The organism is Amycolatopsis sp. H20-H5, assembly GCF_035828755.1.
Taxonomy (GTDB): Bacteria; Actinomycetota; Actinomycetes; order Mycobacteriales; family Pseudonocardiaceae; genus Amycolatopsis.
Genome location: NZ_JAYMZS010000097.1, coordinates 13,179 through 37,550, shown reverse-complemented (window position 1 = coordinate 37,550; position 24,372 = coordinate 13,179). Strand labels below are relative to the sequence as shown.

At 70.2% G+C, this 24,372-nt stretch carries 21 protein-coding genes; 13 read left to right on the top strand and 8 right to left on the bottom strand.

The window, feature by feature from the left end; all coding sequences use genetic code 11:
* Positions 1-1,228 (bottom strand): aldehyde dehydrogenase family protein (locus QMK34_RS35910; RefSeq protein WP_326419175.1); only part of this gene is annotated, 1,228 nt, incomplete at its 3' end.
* Positions 1,225-2,580: a 4-aminobutyrate--2-oxoglutarate transaminase gene (gene gabT / locus QMK34_RS35905; protein ID WP_326419174.1), complete on the bottom strand. Its 1,356-nt coding sequence runs from the start codon at positions 2,578-2,580 to the stop codon at positions 1,225-1,227. The genes QMK34_RS35910 and gabT, both read right to left, overlap by 4 nt.
* 107 nt (positions 2,581-2,687) lie before the next feature.
* Here gabT and QMK34_RS35900 point away from each other — a divergent pair, with 107 nt between their 5' ends.
* Positions 2,688-4,175 (top strand): PucR family transcriptional regulator, encoded by a 1,488-nt coding sequence (locus QMK34_RS35900; protein ID WP_326419173.1) that lies wholly within the window; start codon positions 2,688-2,690, stop codon positions 4,173-4,175.
* Here the strand turns inward: QMK34_RS35900 and QMK34_RS35895 are convergent.
* Both QMK34_RS35895 and QMK34_RS35890 read right to left on the bottom strand, forming a co-directional pair.
* The gene (locus QMK34_RS35895) at positions 4,159-4,893 is read right to left on the bottom strand and encodes a cache domain-containing protein (RefSeq protein WP_326419172.1); all 735 of its coding nucleotides are present in this window, start codon (positions 4,891-4,893) and stop codon (positions 4,159-4,161) included. The genes QMK34_RS35900 and QMK34_RS35895 overlap by 17 nt on opposite strands.
* Positions 4,894-4,925: 32 nt before the next feature.
* Positions 4,926-5,669, bottom strand: coding sequence for a FadR/GntR family transcriptional regulator (locus QMK34_RS35890; protein ID WP_326419171.1), 744 nt, complete (start codon positions 5,667-5,669; stop codon positions 4,926-4,928).
* 190 nt (positions 5,670-5,859) lie between these two features.
* Between QMK34_RS35890 and QMK34_RS35885 the strand changes: the two genes are divergently transcribed.
* From QMK34_RS35885 to QMK34_RS35865, 5 genes are all read left to right on the top strand, one after another.
* Positions 5,860-7,281, top strand: coding sequence for a gamma-aminobutyraldehyde dehydrogenase (locus QMK34_RS35885; RefSeq protein ID WP_326419170.1), 1,422 nt, complete (start codon positions 5,860-5,862; stop codon positions 7,279-7,281).
* A gap of 14 nt (positions 7,282-7,295) precedes the next feature.
* Complete coding sequence (locus QMK34_RS35880) at positions 7,296-8,411, top strand: ABC transporter ATP-binding protein (RefSeq protein ID WP_326419178.1); 1,116 nt, start codon at positions 7,296-7,298, stop codon at positions 8,409-8,411.
* Positions 8,408-9,613 (top strand): ABC transporter substrate-binding protein, encoded by a 1,206-nt coding sequence (locus QMK34_RS35875; protein ID WP_326419169.1) that lies wholly within the window; start codon positions 8,408-8,410, stop codon positions 9,611-9,613. Before QMK34_RS35880 ends, QMK34_RS35875 begins: the two co-directional genes overlap by 4 nt.
* A 75-nt stretch (positions 9,614-9,688) precedes the next feature.
* A complete protein-coding gene (locus QMK34_RS35870; RefSeq protein ID WP_326419168.1) occupies positions 9,689-10,570 on the top strand; it encodes an ABC transporter permease in 882 nt (293 codons plus the stop codon).
* A gap of 10 nt (positions 10,571-10,580) precedes the next feature.
* The gene (locus tag QMK34_RS35865) at positions 10,581-11,387 is read left to right on the top strand and encodes an ABC transporter permease (protein ID WP_326419167.1); all 807 of its coding nucleotides are present in this window, start codon (positions 10,581-10,583) and stop codon (positions 11,385-11,387) included.
* A gap of 146 nt (positions 11,388-11,533) precedes the next feature.
* Here the strand turns inward: QMK34_RS35865 and pip are convergent, their stop codons facing one another.
* Both pip and QMK34_RS35855 read right to left on the bottom strand, forming a co-directional pair.
* Entirely contained in the window at positions 11,534-12,493 is a 960-nt protein-coding gene (gene pip, locus QMK34_RS35860) for a prolyl aminopeptidase (RefSeq protein ID WP_326419166.1), read from the bottom strand.
* 90 nt (positions 12,494-12,583) lie between these two features.
* Positions 12,584-13,558 carry a hypothetical protein gene (locus QMK34_RS35855; protein WP_326419165.1) on the bottom strand — a complete coding sequence of 325 codons (975 nt, stop codon included), beginning with the start codon at positions 13,556-13,558 and terminating at the stop codon, positions 12,584-12,586.
* A 238-nt stretch (positions 13,559-13,796) separates the two neighbouring features.
* On the opposite strand from QMK34_RS35855, the gene QMK34_RS35850 reads away from it, so the two are divergent.
* Both QMK34_RS35850 and QMK34_RS35845 read left to right on the top strand, forming a co-directional pair.
* Positions 13,797-14,741, top strand: a complete 945-nt coding sequence (locus QMK34_RS35850) for an undecaprenyl-diphosphate phosphatase (RefSeq protein ID WP_326419164.1) — start codon at positions 13,797-13,799, stop codon at positions 14,739-14,741.
* 27 nt (positions 14,742-14,768) lie between these two features.
* Complete coding sequence (locus tag QMK34_RS35845) at positions 14,769-15,716, top strand: cytochrome c oxidase assembly protein (RefSeq protein WP_442785283.1); 948 nt, start codon at positions 14,769-14,771, stop codon at positions 15,714-15,716.
* An 80-nt stretch (positions 15,717-15,796) separates the two neighbouring features.
* On the opposite strand, the gene panB is transcribed toward QMK34_RS35845, so the two are convergent.
* Positions 15,797-16,687: a 3-methyl-2-oxobutanoate hydroxymethyltransferase gene (gene panB, locus QMK34_RS35840; protein WP_326419163.1), complete on the bottom strand. Its 891-nt coding sequence runs from the start codon at positions 16,685-16,687 to the stop codon at positions 15,797-15,799.
* Between the two features lie 239 nt (positions 16,688-16,926).
* Here panB and lysX point away from each other — a divergent pair, with 239 nt between their 5' ends.
* The 3 genes from lysX (at position 16,927) to QMK34_RS35825 (ending at position 21,581) form a co-directional block, all read left to right on the top strand.
* A complete protein-coding gene (gene lysX, locus QMK34_RS35835) occupies positions 16,927-20,259 on the top strand; it encodes a bifunctional lysylphosphatidylglycerol synthetase/lysine--tRNA ligase LysX (RefSeq protein WP_326419162.1) in 3,333 nt (1,110 codons plus the stop codon).
* Between the two features lie 98 nt (positions 20,260-20,357).
* Complete coding sequence (locus QMK34_RS35830; RefSeq protein ID WP_326419161.1) at positions 20,358-20,924, top strand: hypothetical protein; 567 nt, start codon at positions 20,358-20,360, stop codon at positions 20,922-20,924.
* 66 nt (positions 20,925-20,990) lie between these two features.
* Positions 20,991-21,581, top strand: coding sequence for a DinB family protein (locus tag QMK34_RS35825; protein WP_326419160.1), 591 nt, complete (start codon positions 20,991-20,993; stop codon positions 21,579-21,581).
* 16 nt (positions 21,582-21,597) lie between these two features.
* Here the strand turns inward: QMK34_RS35825 and QMK34_RS35820 are convergent, their stop codons facing one another.
* Positions 21,598-22,134, bottom strand: a complete 537-nt coding sequence (locus tag QMK34_RS35820; RefSeq protein ID WP_326419158.1) for a methylated-DNA--[protein]-cysteine S-methyltransferase — start codon at positions 22,132-22,134, stop codon at positions 21,598-21,600.
* Between the two features lie 115 nt (positions 22,135-22,249).
* Here QMK34_RS35820 and QMK34_RS35815 point away from each other — a divergent pair, with 115 nt between their 5' ends.
* Entirely contained in the window at positions 22,250-23,728 is a 1,479-nt protein-coding gene (locus QMK34_RS35815) for a S8 family peptidase (RefSeq protein ID WP_326419157.1), read from the top strand.
* Entirely contained in the window at positions 23,725-24,351 is a 627-nt protein-coding gene (locus QMK34_RS35810; protein ID WP_326419156.1) for a VOC family protein, read from the top strand. The genes QMK34_RS35815 and QMK34_RS35810 overlap by 4 nt, the downstream gene beginning before the upstream one ends.
* Positions 24,352-24,372 lie beyond the last annotated feature (21 nt).

Below are 24,372 nucleotides of genomic sequence, written 5' to 3'. Positions count from 1 at the left end.
GCGTGAAGACCCCGGCCTGCAGGCCGCACCGCGAGTCGTTGATCAGCCGCACGCCCTCGTCCACCGAGGAGATCCGGGTCAGCGACACCACCGGCCCGAACACCTCCTCGGCCATCACGTCGGCGTCCTCGGGCACACCCGACAGCACCGTGGGCTCCACCGTCGCCCCCGATCGCCCGCCGCCGGTGAGCAGCGAGCCGCCCGCGCCGACGGCCGCCGAAACCCAAGACTCGACGCGCTCGGCAGCGGCGACGTTGATCAGTGGCCCGACGTCGGTGGCAGCCGAACGCGGGTCGCCGACCACCAGTGCGCGCACCTGCTCCAGCACCTTCTCCCGCAAAGCGTCGAAGACGTCCCCGTGCGCGTAAACGCGCTGCACCGAGATGCACGACTGCCCCGCCTGATACATCGCGAACGTCGCGATGCGTTGTGCCGCGAAGTCCAGGTCCGTCCAATCAGGACAGACCAGGACCGCACCGTTCCCGCCGAGTTCCAGCGCGACATGCTTGCGCGGCACGCTGTCGCGGATTCCCCAGCCCACCGGCACGGACCCGGTGAACGACACCACCGGCAGCCGCGGGTCGGCGACGAGCTTCGCCGCCTCCTCGTTGCCGGTCGGCAGGATCGACCAGCTCCCGGCGGGCAGGTCCGTCTCGGCCAGGATCTCGCCGAGCGCCAGCGCGGTCAGCGGGGTCGCGGGCGCGGGCTTGAGCACGATCGGCGCGCCAACGGCGATCGCCGGGGCGACCTTGTGCGCGACCAGGTTCAGCGGAAAGTTGAACGGGGTGATGCCCAGCACCGGTCCCTTCGGCACGCGCCGGATGATCGCCATCCGGCCGGTGCCGCCGGGATCGGTGTCGAGCCGCTGCAGGTCACCGGAGAACCGGCGCGCTTCCTCCGCCGCCCAGCGGAACGTCGACGCGGCGCGAGCGACTTCGCCCCGCGCCCATTTCAGCGGCTTGCCGGACTCGGCCGTGATGAGCCGCGCGAGCTCTTCGGACCGGGAACCCAGAGTTCGGGACACGTGGTCCAACGCACCCGCCCGCACGTGCGCGGGCAGCGTCGCGGCCTCGTCGCGGACGTCGTGAGCGGCCTGCACCGCGGTCTCGATGTCCGAAGTGGACGGTACGTAGTGGGACCCGGCTTCGGATCCGTCGAACGAGTGACGGACGACGGCGGTCTGCTCGCTGGTGACCGGCTTTCCGGCCACCCAGAAGGGGGTGGTCACTTGAGAGCCTCCGTGCGGATGGCGTGCTCGAGGACGGCCATGCCCTCGTCGAGCAGGTCGTTGGACAGGGCGAGCGGCGGCAGCAGGCGGACGACGTTGCCGTAGGTGCCGCAGGTCAGCACGACCACCCCGGCGGCGTGGCAGGCCTGCGCGACGCGTTTTGTCAGGCCGGGATCGGGCTCGTTCGTGCCCGGTTTGACGAACTCCGCGGCCAGCATCGCGCCACGTCCGCGGACGTCACCGATTACGCCGGTCGCCTCGGCCAGCGCCCGCAGACGCGGCAGCACGGCGTTTTCGACGCGCTTCGCCGAGGCGGCGAGGTCTTCCTTGCGCATGGTCTCGATCGAGCCGAGCGCGGCGGCGCACGCGATCGGGTTACCCCCGTAGGTACCGCCGAGGCCGCCGGGTGGGACGGCGTCGAGCAGTTCCGCCCGGCCGGTCACCGCCGCGAGCGGCAGGCCGCCCGCGATGCCCTTGGCGGTCGCGATCAGATCCGGGACGACGTCCTCGTGCGAGGACGCGAACCAGTCGCCGGTGCGGCAGAATCCGGTCTGCACTTCGTCGGCGACGAACACGACGCCGCTTTCCTTGCACCACAAGAAAAGCGCGGGCAGAAAGCCCGGTGCGGGCTCGATGAACCCGCCCTCGCCCTGGACCGGCTCGAGGATCACGGCGGCGACCTGGTCGCCGCCGATCTGCTTCTCGATCCGGTCGATCGCCTGCCGGGCGGCCTCGGGCCCGGACAGCCCGTCGCGGTACGGGTACGAGCCGGGCACGCGGTAGACCTCGGGCGCGAACGGCCCGAACCCGTGCTTGTACGGGATCGACTTGGCGGTCAGCGCCATCGTGAGGTTGGTGCGGCCGTGGTAGGCGTGGTCGAACACGACGACGGCCTGGCGCCCGGTGGCGACGCGGGCGATCTTCACCGCGTTCTCCACCGCCTCGGCGCCGGAGTTGAACAGCACCGAACGCTTTTCGTGGTCGCCCGGCGTTAGCTCGGCCAGCGCCTCGCAGACCTCGATGTACCCCTCGTACGGCGTCACCATGAAACACGTATGGGTGAACCAGCAGGCTTGCTTGCGGATGCGGTCGACCACCGCTGGTGCGGAGTGGCCGACGTTGGTCACCGCGATGCCGGAGCCGAAGTCGATGAGCACGTTGCCGTCGGCGTCGGTGAGCAGGCCGCCACTGGCCGAGGTGATGTAGACGGGCAGCACCGAGCTGACGCCCGCGGCCACCACGTTCGCCCGGCGTTCCTGCAAGGCCCGCGAGGCGGGGCCGGGGATCTCGGTGCGCAGCCGGCGCTGCTGGGGTGCCGGGGCCTGTGGCCCGGCGGCGGTGGTGACGGTCACGGCCAACTCCTGCGGACACGATGGATGGGTCGCTCTTCAGGATGGGTCGCGGGCGCCGTGTCGTCAGGTCGACATTCTGTCCAGGTCGATGAGTAGACTTGGACACCATGGCACTGACGCTGCGGGCCCTGATCGCCGAGCGGGCGCTGGGTCTGCGCGCACGGACGGGTGAAGGCGCGCTGGACCGGTCCATCGGCTGGGTGCACCCCACCGAGCTGACCGACCCGCAGGCCTTCCTCGAAGGCGGCGAGCTGCTCCTCACCACGGGACTCGCCCTCGACGAGCGGACCTCCGGCGACTACGTCCGGCGGCTGGTGTCGGCGGGCGTCGCCGGGCTCGGTTTCGGGATCGGACTGAGCCACGAGCACGTCCCGGCGGCGCTGGTCGCAACCGCCGCCGAGGTGGGGCTGCCGGTGCTGGAGGTGCCACGGCGCACCCCGTTCATCGCGATCACCCGCGCGGTCTCACGGGCGGTCGCGGCCGACGAGTACGCCTCGCTGGTGCGCACCGGGCAGGGGCAGCAGGAGCTGACCCGCACGGCGGTCGGCCGGGGCGGGGCGGGCGGCGTCGTGCGGAAGCTGGCGCGGCTGATCGGCGGCTGGGCGTTGCTGCTCGACACCTCCGGCGAGGTGGCCGAGGCTTCGTCGGTGGCCCCGCGATCGCTGGCCGGGAGGCTCCGCGGCGAACTCGGCAGGCTGAGCGCGGGCACGCTCGTGACCGCGCTCGACGAGGACGAGGTGGTGGTGCAGACCCTCGACACCCGGGCGCGCGGGTTCCTCGTCGTCGGCACGCGGCAGCCGTTGGACACCGCCGGGCGGCACATCGTGAACACCGCGGTGTCACTGCTTTCCCTTGCGCTGGAACAGAATCGCGCGCAGGGCGCGGCGCTGCGCCGGTTGCGGTCCGGGCTGTGCGAGCTGTTGTCGGCGGGGCAGGCCGAGCTGGCCGTGAAGTCGATGACGACGTTGTGGGGTGGCGCGCCGGAGGCGCCGTGGGTGGTCGTGGCGGCCGGGGGGAGTGTGGCGGCGCGGCGCGCGTTGTACGACGCGCTCGACGCCGAAACTCCGGATGAGCGGGTCTTCTTCGGCGAGTACGGGGGATTCGTCCTGGTCGCCGGACGGGCGGACGGGCGGATGCCGGGCTGGGCGGCGGCGCTGGCCGGGCGCGCCGGGGCGTACGCCGGGGTGTCCGATCCGGTGTCCATTGTGGACTTCGAGACCGGGCGGCGGCAGGCCGAGCAGGCGGCGCTGGCGGCCAAGACCGGCCGGGTCCCGCTCGTGCGGTTCGCCGAGCACGCCGGGCACGGGCTGCTCGAACTGGTCGCGCCGGGCGCCGCGCAAGCGTTTGCGGACAGCCTCTTGGCGCCGCTGCGCGAGCACGACGAGTCCGGTCGCGGCGACCTGGTCGACTCACTGCGCGTCTGGCTCGAACACCACGGGCACTGGGATCTCGCCGCGGCACGGCTCGGCGTGCACCGTCACACGCTGCGCAACCGCATCACCCGAGTCGAGGAGCTGACCGGCCGTTCCCTGGACTCGCCGGGAGTCCGTGCGGAACTCTGGCTCGCGCTGCAGGTGGTCAGTTTCCCGGGGTGACCAGGGCGATCGGGGCGTCGCCGCACCGGCGCAGCGTCGTGCCGGAGGTGGTGAGCGGCTCGGCGCCGGAGGTCCACCACGCCGGGACGTCGACGTCGCGCACCAAGGAGCCGGTCGCGAGGCGGGCGCTGTTCGAAACGATGACCCTGCCCTGCGCGTTGACCAGCGCGGCCTTGCCGCCGAGCGTGCGCAGCTTCGGCTGCAGCGTGCGCTCGAACTCGCGCACGTAGACGTCCGCGCCGACCACACCGGCGAACGTGCCGCCACGTTTGGCGGGCACGGCGAACGTCAGCGTGTACTCGTCGGTGCAGAGGTAGTCGACGTACGGGCCGTTGATGTGGCGGCGCCCGGTGTCGCGCGGCACGGTGAACCACGACTGGCGGGTGTAGTCGAGGAACTGCTCGCTCGCCGGGTCGAGGCTGATGAACAGCTGCGTCGGCTCGGCGCCGGGATCGCTGGTCCACCACTCGAAGCCGAACTCCTGGTCGGCCAGGACACGTGGCGCCGAGACGAACCCGGCGCCGATGACCAGCCCGCCGAGCGCGTCGACCACCTGCGGCCGCAGCCGGTCCAGGTCGGCCGCGCGGGCCTCGCCCGCCTCGGCCAGCAACGCTTCCACCCCGGCCAGCGCCGGTTTGAGCCGGTCGAAAACGCCTTCCACCAGCGCGGAAACCTGCTCGACGACCTCGTCGCCTGCCAGCGTGCGCGTGTCGTTCACGATGTTCACCTCGGATGCACGGATGCCGCAGCTTAAGGGGCCAACAAGGTCAGGTGCACGTCCGCCAGCCGGTGTATCGCGTCGAGGATGTGCTCCTCGGTCAGTTTCCTGGCCAGGTCGCCGTCGGCCTGCGCGATGGCGCCGGTGATCGCACGGTGCTCAGCGTAGGCCGCCTGCTGCGATTCGTCCGCACCGAAGGGCAGCCAGAGCAGCCCCCCGCGTTCGCTCTGCAGCTGGACCTCCTGGTGGGTGAGCCGCGGCGACTGGGCCGCGGCGGCGACTTCGAGGTGGAACTGGCGCTCCGCGCGGGAGGCCTCGGTGCCGGTCGCGGTGCGGATGTCCTCGGTGGCCAGCACGAGCCGCTCGATGTCCTCCGGCGAGCTGCGCTCGGCGGCGAGCTTCGCCGCGGCGCCCGCGACCGCGAGGTAGTGGTCGCCGACGTCACGCAGGTCGCTCAGCGAAATCAGGCGCAGCCGTTCCTGCCAGGAAGCCCGTGACGGCTCGGCCGGCGCTTTGACGAAACTGCCGCCGCCGCGCCCGCGCCGGGTTTCGACGAGCCCGTGCTGCCTCAACGCGACAAGCGCTTCGCGGACGGTCACCGTGGAGACGCCGAACTGCCCGGCGAGCTCCGCCTCGCTCGGCAGGTGTTCGCCGTCGGTGAGCAGGCCGAGGGTGATGGCGTCCATCAGCCTCGTGGTGACCGCCTCGGCCCGCCCGGTCTGGTCCAGCGGCGCGAACATGGCGGAGCGCGCGTTGTGCGACATGCCCTGGCGCATCCGGTGGTCCTTCGGTGTCTCGGTACCCGATGGCACCAATCCTGCCTCAAAGTCTTGTCATATTACATATGGACTCATATGTTTACGCCGATCGCCAGCGCGGGAGCAAGGGACCTTTGCTCCCGTTCCGGCGAGAGCAAAGGTCCCTTGCTCCCGTTCCGCGGGAACCGACAGCAGCTAGGAGCCTCCAGTGCGGCAGTTGAAGCACTACGTCGGCGGCCGGTACGTCGAGCCGCTGTCCGGCCGGACCGCCGACATCGTGGACCCGGTCACCGGGCGGGCGTACTGCACGGCGCCGGTCGCCGGGCCCGAGGACGTCGACCGCGCGCTGCGGGTCGCCGCGACCGCGTTCGAGACCTGGCGTGACACGACCCCCGCCCAGCGGCAGCTCGCGCTGCTCAGGATCGCCGACGCCGTCGAGGCGCGAGCCGGCGGTCTCGTGCTGGCCGAGTCGGCCGACACCGGCAAGCCGATCGCGCTCACCGCGTCCGAAGAGCTCCCGATGATCGTCGACCAGCTGCGGTTCTTCGCCGGGGCCGCGCGCGTGCTCGAGGGCCGGTCGGCGGGGGAGTACATGGAGGGCCACACCTCCTTCGTCCGCCGGGAGCCCGTCGGGGTCTGCGCCCAGGTCACGCCGTGGAACTACCCGCTGCTGATGGCGATCTGGAAGATCGCCCCCGCGCTCGCGGCGGGCAACACCATCGTGCTCAAGCCGTCCGACACCACGCCCGCGTCGACATTGCTGCTCGCCGAGATCTGCGGCGAGTTCCTGCCGCCGGGCGTGTTCAACGTGCTCTGCGGCGATCGCGACACCGGCCGCGCGCTCGTCGAGCACGAGATCCCGGCCATGGTGTCCATCACCGGCTCGGTCCGCGCCGGGACCGAGGTCGCGAGCGGCGCGGCCGCGGGCCTCAAGCGCGTGCACCTGGAGCTCGGCGGCAAGGCTCCGGTGGTGGTCTTCGCCGACGCGGACGTCGACGCCGCCGCCGAGACCATCGCGATGGCCGGGTACTTCAACGCCGGTCAGGACTGCACGGCCGCGACCAGGGTGCTCGTCGCGGACGAGGTGCACGACCGGTTCGTCGACGCGCTCACCCGCCAGGCCGAAGCGACCAAGACCGGCCTGCCGGACGACCCGACCGTGGCCTACGGCCCGCTCAACAACGCCGACCAGCTCGCCAAGGTGGCCGGTTTCGTCGACCGCCTGCCCGCACACGCGACCGTCCACTGTGGAGGCAGGCGCGCCGGTACCGAGGGCTTCTTCTACGAGGCCACGGTCGTGTCCGGGGTCCGGCAGGACGACGAGATCAGCCAGCACGAGATCTTCGGCCCGGTGATCACCGTCCAGCGCTTCGCCGACGAGGCCGACGCGCTCGCGTCCGCCAACGGCGTCCCGTACGCGCTCGCGTCCTCGGTGTGGACCGCCGACCACCAGCGAGCGATGCGGATGGCCGGAAAGCTCGATTTCGGCTGCGTGTGGATCAACACACACATTCCGCTCGTCGCCGAAATGCCCCACGGCGGGTTCAAGAAGTCCGGCTACGGCAAGGATCTCTCGCTCTACGGACTGGAGGACTACACCCGCGTCAAGCACGTGATGAGTGCGTTGTGACCGAGAGGCTCGTCATGCCCAATCACGCCCCCGCCACTCCCGAACAGGAGCAAGGGTCCTTTGCTGCCGTTTTGCCCGGCGACGAGGTCCCGGCCATCCGCCTGCGCGGTCTCCGCAAGCACTTCGGCCAGGTCCACGCCGTCGACGGCGTCGATCTCGACATCCCGTCCGGCGAGTTCTTCTCCATGCTCGGGCCCTCGGGCTCGGGCAAGACGACTGTGCTCCGGATGATCGCCGGGTTCGAGTTGCCCACCGGCGGCACGATCGCGCTGCACGGCCGCGACGTCAGCCGCCTCGCGCCGTTCGATCGCGACGTCAATACCGTGTTCCAGGACTACGCGCTGTTCCCGCACATGAACGTCCGGCAGAACGTCGAATACGGTCTCCGGGTGAAACGGGTGCCGAAAGCGCGACGCCGGGAACGCGCGGCGGAAGCGCTCAGCACGGTCCGCCTCGAGGAGTACGGCGAGCGCAAGCCGACCGAGCTTTCCGGCGGGCAGCGGCAGCGGGTCGCGCTGGCCAGGGCGCTGGTGAACCGGCCGAAGGTGCTGCTGCTCGACGAGCCGCTCGGCGCGCTCGACCTCAAACTCCGCCACACCATGCAGACCGAGCTCAAGCAGATCCAGCGCGACGTCGGCATCACCTTCATCTTCGTCACGCACGACCAGGACGAAGCGCTGACGATGAGTGACCGCATCGCGGTGTTCAACGCGGGTCGCATCGAGCAGGTCGGCACGCCGGTCGAGGTCTACGAGCGCCCGGCGACCGCGTTCGTCGCCGGGTTCGTCGGCACGTCCAACCTGCTCAGCGGGCGCGGCGCGGAGACCGTCATCGGCAAGCCGGGGGTGTACAGCATCCGGCCGGAGAAGATCCGCATCGACGGCGAGCTGTCCCAGGCCGCACGATCGGGTGAAACCAGTGCGACCGGGACGATTACCGACCTCATCTACGCTGGCGCTACCGTGCGCTACGAGGTGGCGCTCGACGCGGGCGGCCAGCTTTCCGTGGTCCGCCAGAACTCGTCCGAGCCCGGCGAGTTCGCCGACGGGCGGGTCCGGCTGAGCTGGCGGCACGAGCACAACTTCCGGGTCACCCCACCCGATAGTCCTCACGCGAAAGGGCAATCATGAAGAACAGGAACCTGGCGTTGGCCGGCCTCGCCAGTGTATGCCTGCTCGTCGCCGCCTGTGGCACGTCGAGCACCGGCTCGTCGCCGGGTGCGCCCGGCGGGCAGGGCTTCACCCCGCCGAAACTCGACGCGCTCGCCCAGCTGGGCCAGCCGGAGGGCCAGCTGAACGTGCTGGCCTGGCCCGGTTACGCGGAGAACGGGTCGAACGACCCGAAGGTCAACTGGGTGACCCCGTTCGAGCAGGCGACCGGCTGCAAGGTCAACGTCAAGTCGTTCGGCACCTCCGATGAGGCCGTCAGCCTGATGAAGACCGGGCAGTACGACGTCGTTTCCGCCTCCGGCGACGCTTCGCTGAGGCTCATCGCCTCGGGTGACGTCGAACCGGTGAACACCGCGCTGGTCCCGAACTACGGCGACGTCTACGAGTTCCTCAAGAACAAGCCGTGGAACAGCGTCAACAACGTCGCCTACGGCATCCCGCACGGCTGGGGCGCCAACCTGCTCACCTGGCGCACCGACAAGGTGACCCCGGCGCCGACCTCGTGGTCGGTGATGTTCGACCGGAACTCGCCGTACGCGGGCAAGGTCATCGCCTACGACTCGCCGATCTATATCGCCGACGCCGCGCTGTACCTGCAGAAACACCAGCCAGACCTGGGGATCAAGAACCCGTACGCGCTGGACGACAAGCAGTTCCAGGCCGCGGTCGGCCTGCTCAAGCAGCAGCGCCCGCTGGTCAGCGAGTACTGGTCGGACTACCTCAAGGAGAGCCAGGCCCTCAAGAACGGCGACGCCGTCCTCGGCACGGCGTGGCAGGTCACGGTGAACCTGACCAAGACGGAAGGTTCGCCCGTCGAGTCCGTGCTGCCGTCCGAAGGAGCGACCGGCTGGTCGGACACCTGGATGGTCGCCGCGAAGTCGGCGCACAAGACGTGTGCCTACAAGTGGCTGGACCACATCATCAGCCCGAAGGTGAACGCCCAGGTCGCCGAGTACTTCGGCGAGTCGCCCGCGAACGCGAAGGCGTGCGCGGAGACGGTCGACAAGAAGCACTGCGACACCTACCACGCCGGTGACGGCGCGTACGCCGCGAAGATCGCCTACTGGACGACTCCGATCACGCAGTGCCTCGACGGCCGCACCGACGTCAAGTGCAAGGACTACGGCGAGTGGACCCGCGCCTGGACCGAGATCAAGGGCTGACCCGACTCCGGGAGAGGCCGGTATTTCCCCCGTGACCTGCTCTCCCGGTCCTTTTCCCGCGCCTGAGGTGGCCCGATGACGTCTGTGAGTTCGCCGAGGCGCACGCTTTCGGCCTTTCTGTACCGCACGCCGAAACTGCGGCTGGGCATCCTGCTCTCCGCGCCGCTCGCATGGCTGGGGTTCGCCTATCTCGGCGCGCTCGCGGCGTTGTTCATCACGGCGTTCTGGCACACCGACGCCTTCACCGGCCAGGTGGTCACCGAGTGGTCGCTGGACAATTTCGCCACCCTTTTCGGTGACGCCGTCTACCGCACGATCACGATCCGCACGGTCGGGATCGCCGCGCTGGTGACCGTGGTGGACGCCGTGATCGCGTTCCCGATGGCGTTCTACATGGCGAAGTTCGCGTCGCCGCGCGCCCAGCGGCTGCTGGTGATCGCGGTGATGACGCCGCTCTGGGCGAGCTACCTGGTGAAGGCCTACGCGTGGCGGACCATGTTGTCCGGCAACGGGGTCCTGCACTGGCTGCTGAACCCGTTCGGGCTCGACTCGCCGGGGTACGGCCTGTCCGCGACCGTGATCACGCTGTCGTACCTGTGGCTGCCGTACATGATCCTGCCGATCTACGCGGGCCTCGAGCGGCTGCCGAACTCGCTCGTGGACGCGTCCGGCGACCTGGGCGCGAAGTCGTTCCGCACGTTCCGTTCGGTGGTGCTGCCGCTGACCTTCCCGGCGATCGTCGCGGGGTCGATCTTCACGTTTTCGTTGTCGCTGGGCGACTACATCGCGGTGAAGATCGTCGGCGGGACCAACCAGATGCTCGGCAACGTCGTCTACGACAACATCGGCGCGGCCAACAATCTGCCGTTCGCGGCGACCGTCGCCACCGTCCCGGTCGTGATCATGCTCGTCTACCTGGCCGCCGTGCGCCGCACCGGCGCGCTGGACAACCTCTAGGAGCGCGGCGATGACGGTTTCGAAGACCACGAAGCACGTCCTGCTCGCGGCGCTCATGCTCGGCCTCGCGGTGATCTACTTCCCGCTGCTGGTGGTGCTGCTCAACTCGTTCAACGCCGACACCACGTTCGGGTGGCCGCCGTCGAGCTTCACGGTGGAGTGGTGGTCGCGCGCCGCCGGGAACGCGGGCGCGCTGGACGCGCTGTGGACCAGCGTGCGGGCCGGGGTGGCGGCGACCGCGATCGCGCTGGTGCTCGGCACGATGGCGGCGTTCGCACTGCAGCGGTACAGGTTCTACGGCCGGAACCCGGTGTCGCTGCTGATCATCCTGCCCATCGCGCTGCCAGGGATCGTCACCGGCATCGCGCTGAACAACGCTTTCCGCACCATCCTCGGCATCGACCTCGGGCTGTTCACCGCGATCATCGCGCACGCGACGTTCTGCATCGTGGTGGTGTTCAACAACGTCGTCGCGCGGCTGCGGCGGCTTGGCGGCAACCTCGAAGAGGCGTCGATGGACCTCGGCGCGGACGGGATCACGACGTTCCGCCTCGTCACGTTCCCGATGCTGCGCTCGGCGCTGCTGGCGGGCGCGCTGCTGGCGTTCGCGCTGTCGTTCGACGAGATCATCGTGACCACGTTCACCCTGGGCACCGGCATGGAGACGTTGCCGATCTGGATCCTGGACAACCTCTTCCGGCCCAACCAGGCGCCGATCGTCAACGTGGTGGCGGCGGTCCTGATCGTCGCGTCGACGGTGCCGGTGTACCTGGCGCAGCGGCTGTCGGGGGACACGGCCAGCGGGGGACGTCTGTAGGGCGGTCGTTTGGTCCTGGTCTCGTCAAAGTCCCTGAAGGCCACTCTTGATGGCGCCCCCACGCAACGGCGTAAAACGCCGTCATGGTGGCCTTCAGGGGCAGTTGCGAATCGCGAAAGCGGGAGCAAGGGACCTTTGCTCCCGCGTTAGCCGGGCCGGAAGCCGTCCGTCGCGACGCGCAGGGCGGCGAGGATGCCAGGGTCGGTGACGGCGTGCCCGGCGCCGGGCACCAGGTCCAGCCGCGAACCCGGCCACGCGCGGTGCAGTTCGTACGCCGTGATCGGCGGGCAGACGGCGTCGTAGCGGCCCTGGACGATGACGCCGGGGATGCCAGCCAGCTTCGGCGCGTCCCGGATCAGCTGGCCCTCGTCCAGCCACGAACCGTGGGTGAAGTAGTGCAGGGCCAGCCGCGCGAAGGTCAGCGCGAAGCCCGGATCCGAGTACTGGATCTGGAAACCGGGGTCTGGGAGCAGCGAGACGATCGAGCCCTCCCACCCGCTCCACGCGGCCGCGGCGCGCTCGCGGACCGCACGGTCGGGGTCGTAGACGAGGTCACGGTAGGCGGCCAGGGGATCGCCGCGCAGGCCGTCGGGGATCGGCGCGAGGAAGGCGTCCCATTCCGCGGGGAAGAGATTCGACGCGCCACCACGGTAGAGCCAGTCGAGCTCCCGGCGCCGCACGGTGAACACGCCCCGCAGGACGATCTCGCTGACGCGCTCCGGGTGCGTCTGGGCGTAGGCCAGCGCGAGCGTCGCGCCCCAGGAACCGCCGAAGAGCTGCCAGCGTTCGATGCCGAGCTTTTTCCGCAGCAACTCCATGTCGGCGACCAGGTGCCACAGCGTGTTCGCGGCCAGGTCGACGTCCGGCTCGCCGATGTGCGGGGTGCTGCGCCCGGCGCCGCGCTGGTCGAACAGGATGATGCGGTAGGCGGCCGGGTCGAAGTGCCGCCGCGTCATCGGCGCCATCCCGCTGCCCGGCCCGCCGTGCAGGACGACCACCGGCTTGCCCCCGGGGTTCCCGGCCTGCTGGCACTGGATCCGGTGCCCGTCGCCGACGTCCAGTAAGCCCTCGGCGTGCGGCGGGATCGGCGGGTACAGCGCGTCCATGACGGACACTCTGCCGGAATTGGCGGCCTGATCGAAAGGTGGGGGCCCGCCCCCGCCGCCGGGCTGAGCGGGCCCCCGGTCTCGGTCGCGTCAGCAGCCTGCTGTCTTGGCCACGTTCGCGAAGCCCTTCCCGGCGTTCGTCACGGTGTTGCTCGCGCAGACCTTGTTGCCCAGCCGGGGCTTCGCGAGGTAGAAGCCGTAGGCGTAGGAGGACTGCACGTCCGCCGTGTTGCCGGAGAAGGTGTTGTTCCGGCCCCAGCCGTCCAGCTGGACGTGGAGCTCGAAGCCGCCGTAGGTCGCGTCGTGGACGAAGACCTTGCTGGCCTTGTTGTCGGCGATGAGGTAGCCGTTGCCCTTGATGTCGACCCAGCTGTCGGCGAAGTGCTCGCCCGCCTGGCCGGTGCCGTCGAAGGTGTTGCCGCGCAGCTCGCCGCCGGTCGTGCCTTCCTTGATGTCGATCGACTCCGCGCGCACGTTCGGGCCGATCTTGTTGTTCAGCGCCTTGTTCCGGTCGCTGTGGTCGGGGGTGCCACCGGGCCAGTTGCTGTTCGCGGAGCCGAAGTAGATGCCTTCGCCGTACCCCGCGTACTCGTTGCCGGTGTCGGTGACCTCGGAGTTCTGCACGACGTTGTCGCTGCTCGTGTACTGGAAGTGGATGCCCTCGTGGCCCACCCCGGTGACCTTGATGCCGTCGACCAGCGTGTTCTTGACGCCGGTCGCCATGAGGCCCTTCTGCCCGCCGGTGATGGTGAAGCCGTTGAGCGTCCAGTAGCCGCCCGTGAGTTCGAGCGTGCGCCCGCCGGACGCCTTGAGCACCGCGCTGCGCGGACCCTGCAGGGTGATGCGGCCACTCGCGGTGCCGCTCTTGGCGGCCTTGAAATTGCCGGTGAAGGTCGTGTTGGCGGCCAGCTGGATGATGGTGCCCGGCGTCGCCGAGGCCAGGGCCGAGTTGAGTTGTGCGGTGGTGCCGACGTTCACCGTCGCGGCCGAGGCGGTGGTCACGGCCGACGACATCAGCAGCCCCATCCCGGCCAGTACCGCCAGAGCCCGGTCACGAACGCGCATCCCAGATTCCTCCTCGTCGAGGGTCGAGCCTGCGTGGCGGCGACGGGTAAACGCTAGAACACGCTCCGAACACCAGTCAAGTACATGACTTATGTTCAAGTATGTGAATGCTGGCCCCGGTGCCGAAACCCTGGCCAGGGGTGCCCCTTTGCTGAGTGTTAACTCCCGGCTCGGTAGCTTTCCGGGGGCGGCAATGGTGTGCCGTGGTGATCATCCTTTGTTCGAGGAAAGGCCCGAAATGTCCGCCGTGACGTATGTCGAGGCAATCGTGGTGGGGGCACTGCAAGGGGTGTCGGAATTGTTTCCGGTGTCCAGTCTCGGGCACAGCATCCTGCTGCCCGCGCTGATCGGCGGCCAGTGGCAGACCGACCTGAGCATCGGTAAGGACTCGCCCTATCTGGCGGTGCTCGTCGCGATGCACGTGGCCACCGCGCTCGCACTCGTGCTGTTCTTCCGGCGTGACTGGGTCCGCATCATCGGCGGGCTCTGGACCTCGATCCGCCATCGTGAAGTGCGCACGGCGGATCAGCGGCTCGCCTGGCTGCTGGTGCTCGCCACCATCCCGGTCGGGCTCGCCGGGCTGCTGTTCGAAGGCCTGCTGCGCGACTACCTTGGCAAGCCCGTCCCAGCGGCGATCTTCCTCACGCTCAACGGTGGCGTGCTCTACGCGGCAGAGCGATTCTCCAAGCCACGCAAGAAGGTTACGGTCGTCGACTCGCGCGTCTCGGAGACGATCGACTTCTCCGCCGAGGAGACGATGGTGATGCGCGCGGTCGCTGTCGAGGAGGCGTCCGACGCCCGCCTGTCCAAGCTCGGCGTCGGCGAGGCGGTGGCCATCGGCGCCGCCCAGATCTTCGCGCTGCTGCCGGGGATCAGCCGGTCCGGGGTGACCATGGTCGCCGGGCTCCGGCGCGGCCTGAACCACGAGGACGCGGCCCGGTTCGCGTTCCTGCTCGCGACGCCGGTGATCCTCGCCGCCGGCGCGCTCAAGATGCCTACGCTCTTCCGGCCGGAAAACCACGCCTCGCTGGGCCCGGCGCTCGTCGGCAGTCTCGTGGCCGGGGTGGCCGCCTACATCGCCGTCCGTTTTCTCACCAATTATTTCGAAACGCGTACCTTGACCCCCTTCGCTCTTTACTGCGCGATTGCCGGAATCGGCAGTCTGATCTTCTTCGCGCTCTGACCCGGCGAGGATTAGCGACGAATAAGGGTGGACACTGACGTCATCGACATCGCCTTGAATTCCGTGACCGCACCCCTGGATCTCGACCGGGTGTTCACGGCGTGGACGCTCGACCTTCCTGCCGTCCTCGCCGTCCTCGTGCTGGGCGCGGGTTATCTGGCCGGCGTCCGCCACCAGGATGGCTGGCCGCGCGGGCGTGTGCTCGCGTTCATGGCCGGGCTCGCGACGCTGCTGCTGGTGACCTGCTCGAGCCTCGCCGTCTACGACACGACGTTGTTCTGGCCGCGGGCCGTGCAGACCACCGTGCTGCTGATGATCACGCCGCTGCTGTTCGCTCTCGGCGCACCGGTGACGCTGCTCGTCCGGTCCGTCCCGCAGCCGGTCCGGGCTCGGCTGCGGCGGCTCGGCCGCGGGCGGGCCGCACGCTTCCTGACGTTCCCGGCCGTGGTGACGGTCGTGCTCGTGGCGCCGCCGTTCCTGCTCTACTTCACCCCGCTCTACGAGCTCACGCTGCGGGTTTCCGTGGTCGACGGCCTGGTTCGGCTGGGGCTGGTGCTGGCCGGGTTCGTCTACTTCTGGACGAGGATCCAGCTGGACCCGACGCCGCGGACGGACCCGCACCTGGTGTCGGTCTGGATCGCGCTCACCGAGGTGATCTTCGACGGCGCGCTCGGCCTGGTGCTGTGGCTCGGCCCGCTGGTCGCCCCGGAGCACTACGAGGCGATCATGCGCGTGTGGGGCCCCGACGTGCGGACCGACCAGATCATCGGCGCCGGCGTGCTGTGGATCGGCGGCGACCTGGCCGGGCTGCCGTTCGTCGCCGCGCTGTTCGTCCGCTGGTCGCGCGACGACGAGCGCCGCGCGAAGCAGGTCGACGCGAAGCTGGACGACGCCGAAAAGGCCGGTGAGCTGCCGGTCGGCGGGCTCTGGTGGGAGCACGATCCGGAGCTCGCGGACAGATTCAAACGGTCGTGACTGGCTCCAGAACGGGAGCAAGGGACCTTTGCTCCCGCCTCGGCGACAGCAAAGGTCCCTTGCTCCCGTCCGCTGGTGGGCTAGTCGTGGAACGCGTGCTCGGCGGCGGGGAACTCGCCCCGCCGGACGTCCTCGGCGAACGCCGTCGCCGCGCCGGAGAGCACCCCGGCCAGGTCGGCGTACCGCTTGACGAACCGGGGTGCCTTGCCGCGCCGCAGCCCGGCCATGTCCTGCCAGACCAGCACCTGCGCGTCACAGTCCGGCCCGGCGCCGATGCCGACGGTCGGGATGGACAGCTCGGCCGTGACGCGCTTCGCCGCTTCGGCGGGCACCATCTCCATCACCACCGCGAACGCCCCGGCCTCCTGCAGCGCCAGCGCGTCGGCGAGCAGCACTTCGGCCGCTTCGCCGCGCCCTTGCACCCGGTAGCCACCGAGGTTGTGTTCACTCTGCGGGGTGAATCCGATGTGGCCCATGACCGGTACGCCCGCCGAGGTCAGCGCCTCGACGTGCGCCGCGAACCGCCTGCCGCCTTCGAGCTTCACGGCGTGCGCGCGGCCCTCCTTCATGAACCGGACCGACGTCGCGAGCGCCTGTTCCGGCGAAAGCTGGTAGGAGCCGAACGGCAGGTCCGCGACGACCAGGGCGCGCTTGACCGATCGGGTGACCCCGCGGACCAGCGGCAACAGCTCGTCGACCGTCACCGGCAGCGACGTGTCGTAACCGAAGACGTTGTTCGCCGCGGAGTCGCCGACGAGCAGGACCGGGATCCCGGCCTCGTCGAACAGCTCGGCGGTGTACATGTCGTACGCGGTGAGCATGGGCCACGGCTCGCCGCGTTCCTTCAGCTCACGCAGGTGGTGGATGCGGACCTTCTTGCCGGGCACCGACTGCGGCGCCGGGCCGGTCCCGTACGGAGCGGCGACCTCGCCGCCGGTGCTCGGAGCGGGCTCGTTGCTGAGGGTAGACATCTTTGTCGACCGTCCTTCCCTCGAGGCCTCGAAGAGGTCCCCGGGTCGTGGAGCTGGAACGGCCCCAGCGTGACACGCGGTCAGTGCGGTCCCAAGTGCCTGCGACCAGCTTCACACGCCCGTGTCCTACCTGAAGGTCACCGGGGTTCCCCCTGCAGGATGATTCCCAGGGACAACCCTGGGCGGTTCACTGACGTCAAGAAGAAGACATGACGAGCGGACCCTCGCGAAAGGCGATAATGGGACACTCTGTGAGCGAGCGCGCACCTCGCGTTTCGCCCTGGAAGGCCAAGTCGGGCGGCATCGTCGCGACCGTGGTCCAGCTGGCGGCCGTCTTCTCGGTCCTGCTGCTGCTGACCAACGGCGTGCACGGCCATTTCCTGGGCTCGATCGACACGGCGTTCTCGGTGATCAGCGTCCCGACCAGCCCGAGCCTGATCATCGTGCTGCTGCTGGTCGTGCTGGGCGCCGCGCTCCGGCGTCGCAAGCGGGCCGCGCTGTACACGCTGATGCTGTTCCAGCTCGGCGGCCTGATCCAGACGCTGGCGTTCCAGGCCGCGCTGCTGTGGTCGCCGCAGGTGTTCGAACTCGCGCCGAAGCAGATCCGGCATATTCCGATGCAGCTGTGGTGGCTGACCTTCGCCGACCTGCTGTCGATTGGCCTGTTCGTGCTGCTCCACCGGCTGCGGTCCGCGTTCCCGGCGCGGCTGGCGCCGAGCGCCTGGCGTGACGGGCTGTCCATGCTCCTCGGCGGTTTCGCGGTGGTCATCCTGGTCGGCTGGGCGGTCACCGAGGCCTTCCCCGGGCGGCTCGGCGACTCGTGGGAGCGGCTGGCCTGGGTGGCGAACCACGCCACCGGTGAGAACTTCAAGCTCAAGTTCATCGGCATCGGTGAGGGCCCGTACTGGCTGGACACGCTGCTCGACCTGAGCGCCACCCTGGTCGCCACGGCGGCCCTCTACATGCTGTTCCGCGGGGTCCGCAGCCGCCGTTTGCGGACGGACGACGAAGAGCTCCGCCTGCGTGAACTGCTCGCCGAGCACGGCGAAGACGACTCGCTGGGGTACTTCGCGACCCGGCGCGACAAGAGCGTCGTGTTCGCGCCCAGCGGCCGCGCCGCGGTGACGTACCGGGTCCTCGCCGGTACCAGCGTGGCCAGCGCGGACCCGGTCGGCGACCCCGAGGCCTGGCCCGACGCGGTGCGCGCGTGGCTGGACGAGACGCGCACGTACGGCTGGACGCCGGGGGTGCTCGGAGCCAGCGAGCGCGGCGCGAAGGTGTACACGGCGGCGGGGTTGCGCGCCCTCGAGATCGGTGACGAAGCCGTGCTCGACGTCCGCGACTTCAGCCTCGCCGGGCCCGAGCGGCGCTCGGTGCGCCAGGCGGTCAAGCGGATCGAGCGGGCCGGGTACACCACCCAGGTCCGCAGGCACGGCGAGATCCCGGCGGACGAAATGGCCGAGCTGCTCGCGAGGGCGCAGCAGTGGCGTGGTGACGAGACCGAGCGCGGTTTCTCGATGGCGCTGGGACGCCTCGGCGACCCCAGTGACGCCCGCAGCGTGATGGTCGAGGCGTACGACGCCACCGGCAGGCTCCGCGGCCTGCTGTCCTTTGTGCCGTGGGGCCGCCGCGGGCTTTCGCTCGACCTCATGCGCCGCGACCGCGACGCCGAAAACGGCCTCAACGAGTACATGATCGCCGAGGTCGTCGCGGCGAGTCCACATCTGGGCGCCCAGCGGATCTCGCTCAACTTCGCGATGTTCCGCGCGGTGTTCTCCGAGGGCGAGCGGATCGGTGCGGGCCCGGTGCTGCGGGCCTGGCGCGGCGTGCTGAGCATGGCGTCGAGGTTCTTCCAGCTGGAGTCGCTCTACCGCTCGAACGCCAAGTACGGGCCGGACTGGGAGCCGCGCTTCTTCTGCTACTCCTCGGCGCGGCGCCTGCCCAGGGTCGGGATCGTCGCCGGTGCGCTCGAAGGGTTCGTGCCGACCGGCAGGGCGCGGCGGGCGCTGCGCCTGGAGACGGTCAGCGACGAGTTCGTCGCCCAGGTCAAGCGGATCGACGAGAAGGCCGTCCGGTTCGCCGAGCCGAAGGCGAACCGGCGTCCGGAGCAGGTGCGGGTCCGCGTGGCGAAACTGGACAAGCTCCGCGAGGCCGGGATCGACCCGTATCCGGTCGGTTTCCAGCGCGACGACCTGCTCGGCGAAGTGGTGAAGAAGTTCGACAGCCTCGCCCCGGGCACCCACACCGGCCATCGGGTGCGCGTCGCGGGCCGGGTGCTCGCGACCCGGAACCTCGGCGGCTTGTTCTTCGCCAAGGTCAAGGACTTCACCGGCGAGATCCAGTTGATGCTGGACGCCTCGGTGCTCGACCTCACGGGCTGGCGCTCGGGCGTCGACCTCGGTGACCACGTCGGCGTGAGCGGACAGGTGGTGACGTCGCGCCGCGGGGAGCTCTCCGTGCTCGTCGACGAGTGGACGGTCACCGCGAAGTGCCTGCATCCCTTGCCGGACAAGCGAAAAGGCCTCACCGACCCGGAGACGAGGGTGCGCCAGCGCTACCTCGACCTCGCGGTCAACCCCGACTCGACGAACATGCTGAAGCTGCGTTCGACGGTGGTGCGCGCGGTGCGGGAACGGCTCCACCAGGGCGACTACCTCGAAGTCGAGACGCCGATGCTGCAGACGGTGCACGGCGGCGCCAACGCGCGGCCGTTCGTCACCCACATCAACGCCTACGACATGCGGATGTACCTGCGGATCGCGCCGGAGCTCTACCTGAAGCGGCTGTGCGTCGCCGGGGTGGAGCGGGTGTTCGAGCTCAACCGCAACTTCCGCAACGAGGGCGTCGACGCCACGCACAACCCCGAGTTCACCATGCTGGAGGCGTACCAGGCGTACGCCGACTACGGCACCATGCGCCGGTTGACGCAGGAGCTCGTGCAGTACGCGGCGGTGGCGGCGTACGGGGCGCAGGTCGTGCGAAGGCCGGGGCCCGACGGTGTCGTCGTCGAGTACGACATCTCGGGGGACTGGCCGGTGATCCCGGTGCACGAAGCGGTCTCGGCGGCCCTCGGCGAGCAGGTCGACCCGGGGACGAGCGTCGAGGTGCTGCGGGAGTGGTGCCGCAAGGCGGGCGTGCCGGTGAACGAGGACGCGGGGCAAGGTGACCTCGTGCTCAAGGCCTACGACCACCTGGTCGAGGGCACGACGGTGCTGCCGACGTTCTACACGGACTACCCGACCGACGTCTCGCCGCTGACCCGGCAGCACCGGGCGGACCCCCGGCTCGCCGAGCGCTGGGACCTCGTCGCGTTCGGCTCCGAGGTGGGCACCGCGTACACCGAGCTGACCGACCCGATCGAGCAGCGGCGGCGCCTCGAGGTGCAGTCGCTGCGCGCGGCCAGCGGCGACGTCGAGGCGATGGAGCTCGACGAGGACTTCCTGCTCGCTCTGGAGCACGGGATGCCCCCGACCGGCGGTCTCGGCCTGGGCGTCGACCGGCTCCTGATGATGCTGACCGGCGCGTCCATCCGGCAGACGGTCCTGTTCCCGTTCGTCCGGCCCCAGTCCTAAGGCGGGAGCAAGGGACCTTTGCTGCCGCCGCGGCGAGAGCAAAGGTCCCTTGCTCCCCACGCCGAGCTCCCCGGATCCCCATCACCTAGGGTGTGCTGGTGCGTACGGCACGGTGGGCCGCCGTCATCCTGGTCGGGATCGGTGTGCTGGCGTATTCGGCGTGGTTGCTGGAGTTTGTCCTGTCCACCGGGCTCTCCCCGCTCCACGACCCGGCTTGGCGGCTGCTGACCGCCGAACCCGTCTTCCGGACCGCGCACCTCGTCGCGGGGATCGCCTTCCTGTTCGGCGGGCCGCCGATGATCCGCCTCGCGCCCGTGCACTGGACCGGCCGCCTGTCCGCCGGCGCCATCACGGTCTTCGGGGCCATCGTCCTGGCCGAAACCGCGTTCCCCGGCAACGTCGTGATCGAGGTGCTGACGAACCTCGCGTTCGTGGCCGGGTGCGTCGGCGTGGTGCTGTGGTGGCCGTCGCGCTGGCGAACCTTCGCGGCGATCGGCCTGGGCCTGGTGCTGGTCACCTGGCTGGGCGTGGTCGTGCTCGGCCAGTTCGGGCCCGATCACTTCCTCGGCCTGCTCACCCGGATTCAGCTGCTGATCAGAGCCATCCTGCTGGCCGCCGGCGTCGCCTACGTCCTCCGTTTCACCCCTGGTGGCTCCCATTCCTGAGCCGAAACTGTCGGTGCCGGATGCGAGGATCCCCCAGCGTCGCAAATCGACACTGAGGGGTGCGAAATGGCCGGAAGCCTGTCACCGACAGCCGACGAACGTGAACATCTGCTGGGAACCCTGGCCGAGCAGCGGCAAGCTCTCCGCGCCACCGCGTACGGGCTGACGGACGAACAGGCCCGCGCGTCGCCCAGCCGCAGTTCGCTGAGCGTCGCCGGGCTGATCAAGCACGTCGCGAGCAACGAGGACAGGTGGATCGACCTGATCCTCGAGCTCCCACCGAAACCGCGGGACGAGGCACAGGCCGACTACCTGGCCGAGTTCGAGGTGAAGCCGGGCGAGAAGCTGGCCGACGTGCTCGCCCTGCTGGATCTCGCGGCCGCGCGCACCACTGAGGTCATCGCCGGGATCGCGGACCTCGGCAGGCTGGTCCCGGTGCCGCAGGGCGTGCCCTGGTACCCGCCGGACCTGGAAGCCTGGTCGGTCCGCTGGGTGCTGTTCCACCTGATCGCCGAGGGCGCGCGGCACGCGGGCCACGCCGACATCGTGCGCGAGCACGTCGACGGAGCCACAGCGCTTCCCTTGCTGGCCGCGGCGGAAGGTCAGCCCGAGACACCATGGCTGAAGCCGTGGTCCCCGGAGGTGCCCTCGGCCTGACCACCCCCGCGCGCGGTCAGAACAGCGTCGGCTCGTCCGCCAGCGCGCCCTCGATCACGAGCATGCGGCGTTTGGTGGCGACCCCGCCGTTCGCCGTGAAGCCGCCGTCCTTGCCGCCCGCGGCCAGGACGCGGTGGCACGGCACGATGATCGGGCACGGGTTCCGGCCCATCGCCTGGCCGACGGCCTGCGCCGAACCGGGCATGCCGAGCCGGGCGGCGATGTCGCCGTAGGACAACGTCTTTCCCGGCGCGATGGTCCGCGTGATCTCGTACGCGCGGCGATGGAATTCGGGCACGCCCTCGAGGTCGAGCGTGACGTCGGCGAGGTCGCGCGGCTCGCCTTCGAGCAGCGCGACGATCCCGTCGACGGCTTGCTGGGCGCTGGGTGTCGGCTCCGTTTCGACGGCGTCGGGGAAGCGCTTGGCCAGCCGGGCGCGGGTCCGGTTCGCGCTGCCCTCCGGGAGCTGCACCCCGATGACGGCGTGGCCTGTCCAGGCGAGGCCGCACGGACCGATCGCGGTGTCGAAGACGGCGTAACCCTCTGCGGTCATGGGTCCAGGGTACGAGATGACGGCCGCTGGTTCAGCCCAACGACGGGTCACGGCGAAGCGGGCAGCCGCTAGGTTTGGTGACGGGTGATTCCGGTCAAAACGAGGAGGTCGGCTGGTGCGCAGAACAGCGGGAACGCTGAAGCGGTCGCTGCGGGTAGTAGTGGTGGCCGCGTTGCTGGGGGCGGGATTGTCCGCCGTCCCCTCGACGGCGTCCGCCTCACCGGCCGAAACCGGCAGCCTGACAACGCGGCCTTCGGTGGCCGAGCCGCCGGGAACGCTCGTCATGCCGCAGGTGATCGTCACCCGCGCGGACAGGCTCCACACCTGGCTGGCCGAGCTCGCCATCCGGCACGCGGGTGGCACTGTCGTCTCCTCATACCCGCAGGTAGGCGTCGTTGTCGCGTATTCCGCGAAGGACGACTTCGCCGCCAAGGTGCGTCGAAATCCCGGAATCGACGCCGTGGGCGCGACCCGGACGGCGAAGATCCCGGTCGAGTTCTTCGCTGCCCGCAAGGACGTCCGCTACACCGGACCCGGCTCGCCGAACTCCGGCCAGGTCCCCGCGGAAGGCACCGCCTGGGACGTCCCGGCCCTCGGTGTCAACGAGGCCCACGCGGTGACGCAGGGCAGCCGCAAGGTCGTCGTCGGCGTGCTCGACGTCGGAGTGGACGACACCCATCCGGAGCTCGCCGGAGCTTTCGACGCCCGTGATTCGGTGTCCTGCCTGTCCGGCTGGGCGGATCGCGGCCCCGGCGCCTGGCGTCCGACGCTCGACGGACACGGCACGCACGTCGCGGGCACCATCTCCGCCGCCCGCGACGGCGCGGGCGTGGTCGGCATCGCGCCCGGCGCACGCCTCGCCGCGGTGAAGCTCGCCGAACTCGACGACACCGAGACGGCCGAGAGCATGGTCTGCGGATTCGTCTGGGCCGCGGAACACGGGTTCACGGTCACCAACAACAGTTACCGGTCCATCCCGTGGCGCTACAACTGCGACAACCAGGTCGACCAGGCGGCGATCAAGCTCGCAGTCGGTCGCGCCGTGGCCTACGCGCAGCGGCGCGACGTCCTGGTCGTGGCCTCCGCCGGCAACGCGGGCATCGACCTCGACGCCCGCTCGGCGGACACGGAAAGCCCGGCCGACAGCACCCCGGTGCGGCGCGAAATCGACCCGAGCTGCACCCGGTTGCCGCACGAGCTGCCCGGCGTCGTCGGCACGGGCGCGCTCGACGAGAAGTCGGTCAAGGCTGGTTTCTCCAACTACTCCGCCAGCCGCGTCACCGTCGCGGCGCCTGGCGTGCGGACCTGGTCGACCTGGCCGGGCGGCGAATACCGCGCGATCAGCGGCACGTCCATGGCCGCCCCGCACGCCACGGGCGTCGCGGCGCTGATCGCCGGCCGTCACCCGAGCTGGACCGCCGAGCGGATCAAGCGTGAGCTACTGGCGACGGCGAAACCGTTGCCCTGTCCGGAGTTGTACGACCCCAACGGCGACGGAAAGGCCGACGCGGTGTGCCGGCCTTCGGCCACCGGGAACACCTTCTACGGGCGTGGCTCGGTCAACGCCGCCGCCGCGGTGGGAGCGAACCCATGAGCACACCGGTACTCGACCACCTGGTGTTCGCCGGGCCGAACCTGGCCGAAGCCGTCGCCCACGTCGCCGAGCTGACCGGCGTCGAGCCGATCCCCGGCGGCAGCCACGTCGGCCGCGGCACGGCGAACTACCTGGCGGCTCTCGGTGCCGGGGCGTACCTGGAGATCATCGGGCCGGACCCGAGCCAGGGCCAGCCTGCCCAGCCTCGTCCGTTCGGCATCGACGGACTCACCGCGCCGGTCCTCTTCACCTGGTCGGTGCGGGTCGAAGGCATCGACACCGTGATCGCCGAAGCCCGCGAGCGCGGCTTCGACCCCGGTGCGGCCGACGACATGTCGCGCGAGACAGCCGACGGCGAGCTGCTGAGCTGGCGGCTGACCCGGCCCGGCGGGCTCGACGGGCTCGCGCCGTTCCTGATCGACTGGGGCACCACGGCTCATCCGGCGAGCCGTGACCTGCCGCTGATCCCGCTGCTCATGGTCAGTGGCGTCCATCCCGACCCGCGGGCGGTGCATGCCGTCACCGCGGCGCTGGGCCTGGAGTTGCTGGTGCGCAAGGATTCCCGACCCGGCCTGGTCGCCGTGCTCCAGAACCGGGCAGGCAAGCAGGTCGCGCTGAGCTGAGCGGGTGCCGGGGCGCACAGG

Excerpts from the sequence above, each read along its gene's own strand:
- QMK34_RS35850 (WP_326419164.1), top strand. The coding sequence starts at position 13,797 with ATGTCCGCCGTGACGTATGTCGAGGCAATCGTGGTGGGGGCACTGCAA.
- QMK34_RS35880 (WP_326419178.1), top strand. The coding sequence starts at position 7,296 with ATGCCCAATCACGCCCCCGCCACTCCCGAACAGGAGCAAGGGTCCTTT.
- QMK34_RS35875 (WP_326419169.1), top strand. The coding sequence starts at position 8,408 with ATGAAGAACAGGAACCTGGCGTTGGCCGGCCTCGCCAGTGTATGCCTG.
- QMK34_RS35900 (WP_326419173.1), top strand. The coding sequence starts at position 2,688 with ATGGCACTGACGCTGCGGGCCCTGATCGCCGAGCGGGCGCTGGGTCTG.
- QMK34_RS35810 (WP_326419156.1), top strand. The coding sequence starts at position 23,725 with ATGAGCACACCGGTACTCGACCACCTGGTGTTCGCCGGGCCGAACCTG.
- pip (WP_326419166.1), bottom strand. The coding sequence starts at position 12,493 with ATGGACGCGCTGTACCCGCCGATCCCGCCGCACGCCGAGGGCTTACTG.
- QMK34_RS35820 (WP_326419158.1), bottom strand. The coding sequence starts at position 22,134 with ATGACCGCAGAGGGTTACGCCGTCTTCGACACCGCGATCGGTCCGTGC.
- QMK34_RS35865 (WP_326419167.1), top strand. The coding sequence starts at position 10,581 with ATGACGGTTTCGAAGACCACGAAGCACGTCCTGCTCGCGGCGCTCATG.
- lysX (WP_326419162.1), top strand. The coding sequence starts at position 16,927 with ATGGGACACTCTGTGAGCGAGCGCGCACCTCGCGTTTCGCCCTGGAAG.
- QMK34_RS35890 (WP_326419171.1), bottom strand. The coding sequence starts at position 5,669 with ATGCGCCAGGGCATGTCGCACAACGCGCGCTCCGCCATGTTCGCGCCG.
- QMK34_RS35870 (WP_326419168.1), top strand. The coding sequence starts at position 9,689 with ATGACGTCTGTGAGTTCGCCGAGGCGCACGCTTTCGGCCTTTCTGTAC.
- QMK34_RS35855 (WP_326419165.1), bottom strand. The coding sequence starts at position 13,558 with ATGCGCGTTCGTGACCGGGCTCTGGCGGTACTGGCCGGGATGGGGCTG.
- QMK34_RS35825 (WP_326419160.1), top strand. The coding sequence starts at position 20,991 with ATGGCCGGAAGCCTGTCACCGACAGCCGACGAACGTGAACATCTGCTG.
- panB (WP_326419163.1), bottom strand. The coding sequence starts at position 16,687 with ATGTCTACCCTCAGCAACGAGCCCGCTCCGAGCACCGGCGGCGAGGTC.